This is a genomic window from Shewanella sp. A22, from assembly GCF_053850585.1.
The window spans coordinates 1-2,849 of record NZ_JBSQBN010000215.1 but is presented as its reverse complement, the minus strand read 5'-3'; the positions used below and the strand labels follow the sequence as shown (position 1 = coordinate 2,849).

The window sequence follows — 2,849 nt, the reverse complement described above, 5'->3', positions numbered from 1 at the left end:
CAGATGCTGGAGGTAGAGTAACGCAGGAGCTTGTTACCGAGGATCACTATTCGCTTCAATCATCTGCCTTGCCTACAGCACTTTGAACGCCCGCTGAAAGACCACATATTTAATAGGATTGGTATAATGCTTATCCTGCGGAGCCAAAAATCACCTCAGTTTTTGAATTTAACCATAACGGGTGTTTCATCATTACCTTACTGAACATTCGACCTTGTAAGTAGTGGTTAAGCCACTGGCGTAAATTGGGATAAGGAGATTGTAGGTACCATTGTCGCTCTACCCTAGCAAATTGGCGTATGTACGGCATTAACGCAAGGTCCATTAAGCTAGGTTGATTAGACATTAAATATTGATGCTGACATAACCTATTCTCTAACTCTGCCAAATATCGTTCACATTGTTGTCTTTCAGCGATTAATGAAGGTTCATGGTAGCGCTTAGCACAACGATACTTCTCTAAATACCGTTTAAACTCATTATCAAAAATAGCAATAATAGATAACATGTCAGGCAATGCGTTTGGCACATTTTGATTAAGATAATGATGGGGGTCTGTTTTTGTTAACGCCCAGAGCATAATGGATAAACTCTCATCTATAACCTGATTTTCTGTGGTGACCAGCACAGGAACGGTACCTTTAGGTGAGGCTAGCAGCATTTCTGCAGGTTTGTGGCTTAACACTATGTCGCGTAATAATACTTGTTGGCCTGACGCATAAATGGCTAATCTTGCCCGCATTGCATAGGGGCAATTTCTCAACGAATACAGTATCGGTAATGCCATTGTTGGTCCCATTATTTCTTAGTTAGCAAGCTCAGGTAATTAATTGATGGTGTCGCGGTATCATTAATTTTACCGCTGATGATAACATTTTGGTTACTTTGATTATGTACAAAACTTGAACTATCTAAATTCACAGGCAATACTGAGTTAGTGAATGCAAATCAATAGGCCCTAATGATTAATAAAACAAACATTGATAAAGAAATCACTTTCCTTGCCAGATCAAAAAAGCTTACTTGGGTTGCTATTCCCTTAGTCACTGTACTGTTGTTTTTTGCCGGGAAAAGCAAATCCCTTTACGAAGATTTGTTTTCTGATTGGCTTAATGAGTGCAGAATTATCATTCGAGTGACAGAGCCAACACCCGTGTTATCACTTAAAGGTGTTAATAGTCCTCTATCTCATTTTGTGGATATTGCCATTTTTACATATGGCACACCACCAGACGCATTAAATTTACACATTGCAAGTGAGCAACAGGTCATGAGAAATGCCACGCTGCTCCCCCCAATTAATAGTCAATCATTATTAGAACATCCATTTTCGGGCAATACTTGTCCACCTATAGATGCAACAGGGCTTTGTGTTTCAACGAGTGTTGCAAACAAACATGATTTGTACCAAGACTTAAGAGTGTTACTTCGCCCATTTAATCAGCATTATCAACCCATTTTTCGAGTATTACTTGAAAGTGAAAAACCTGAAGACGCCAATATACAAGCTTTTGTTAAAGGTCAACTTTTAGACTCAAACGATTCTGCCTGCATGGTTAGCAGAGGTACATGGTTAAATTACTGGGTTTGGGCTTCGCCGATATCTAGGGTTCTGTTAGTTATTATGTTTTTTATTATCCTAGCGGCACTTGCTGAAGCCATTAGACATTATTTAAAAGAAGAAAATAAATGAAAATTTTTAGCCCGATAAATCTTATCCTTTTTCTCGCTTTTATGATGATGGCCATTAATGCATATGCTCAACCACAAGCTATCAATTTAAAAGCGATGTTGTTTGACCACAATAAGAGCATTCCGTTTCCTAAGGTGAATATCACAAATACTCCTGGGCCTAATGCACCGACGGAAGGGATTATCTGCGAGTCGCAAGTTGACGATTATAGTGGCGAAGCTAACTGTTATATTAACAACAATATTTGTCAAAAAGACTCCCCCTTAAGAGTTAAATATACAGTGAATTTTTCTGAAGAAGAGTTTTACATACCGGATCCGAGCAGACATATTGATGTATTTGTTAGGGGGTGTTCATTTGTCACGCCTCCAGAGTCGCATACTGTGACATATCAACATAGTCGCCATCATCGTTACAATACTCAATTAGCTTACTTAAACAAGCTACTGCAAAAACAACATGGAAAGGATATTAACGATATTCTCATGGTATTGGTGAGTGATACAGAATCGACACTTACGAAAGGCTCGATAGGATTAGAGCTCTCTCCTTTAGAAACAGTAAGAGCGAGCTTGGAAGCATCGTCATCAGATTATAAATTAGCGCAACGTTATCCTAACGATTCGCCATATAGAAAGGCATTCTTGACTCGGTCGGCAAATTTCCAACATTTTTCTGTTCAAATATCGAATACTGTACTGAAGCACAGTATCGAACCCGTTATTCAAACCAATGCTGATATTGGCCCACAAAAAGAGACGATTGAATTTGCAAGTGGATTTCAACTTAAGGATTACTATAACAACATTAATTTACTTCAAAACAAACAAGCGTTGATTCATTCACAAATTTTATTTGGTCTGCCAGCTGAGGATGCTAAACCCATCATTAGCAGTATTTCCTCTTTGGCGAACAAAAAAGAACTTGATTCGGCTGCGGTAGATAACCTCGAACAACTAGTCTCGTTACTGCAACAGCAAAATATACAGTAGTTTACTCACCCAAATGGCAACGGTATTATACCAATCCCATTAAATATCTGGTCAGTTCAGAGTCTCTCAGGTTTTTCAATTCAAGGCACATTGATGTAGAAATGGTGTTCCCTTTTAAATCGATGTAACACAGAAGTGGCATACCTGAGAGACTCCATTCTGGC

General features: G+C 38.8%; 3 protein-coding genes. 2 read left to right on the top strand and 1 reads right to left on the bottom strand.

The annotated features are described in order from the left end of the window. Positions 1 to 130 precede the first annotated feature (130 nt). A complete protein-coding gene (locus ACWXWT_RS20235; protein WP_456043370.1) occupies positions 131 to 787 on the bottom strand; it encodes a glutathione S-transferase in 657 nt (218 codons plus the stop codon). 174 nt (positions 788 to 961) lie between these two features. On the opposite strand from ACWXWT_RS20235, the gene ACWXWT_RS20230 reads away from it, so the two are divergent. Together ACWXWT_RS20230 and ACWXWT_RS20225 are read left to right on the top strand one after the other, a co-directional pair. Then, the gene (locus ACWXWT_RS20230; protein WP_456043369.1) at positions 962 to 1,693 is read left to right on the top strand and encodes a hypothetical protein; all 732 of its coding nucleotides are present in this window, start codon (positions 962 to 964) and stop codon (positions 1,691 to 1,693) included. Then, on the top strand, positions 1,690 to 2,685 hold the full coding sequence (locus ACWXWT_RS20225; protein WP_456043368.1) for a hypothetical protein: 996 nt from the start codon (positions 1,690 to 1,692) through the stop codon (positions 2,683 to 2,685). Before ACWXWT_RS20230 ends, ACWXWT_RS20225 begins: the two co-directional genes overlap by 4 nt. Positions 2,686 to 2,849 lie beyond the last annotated feature (164 nt).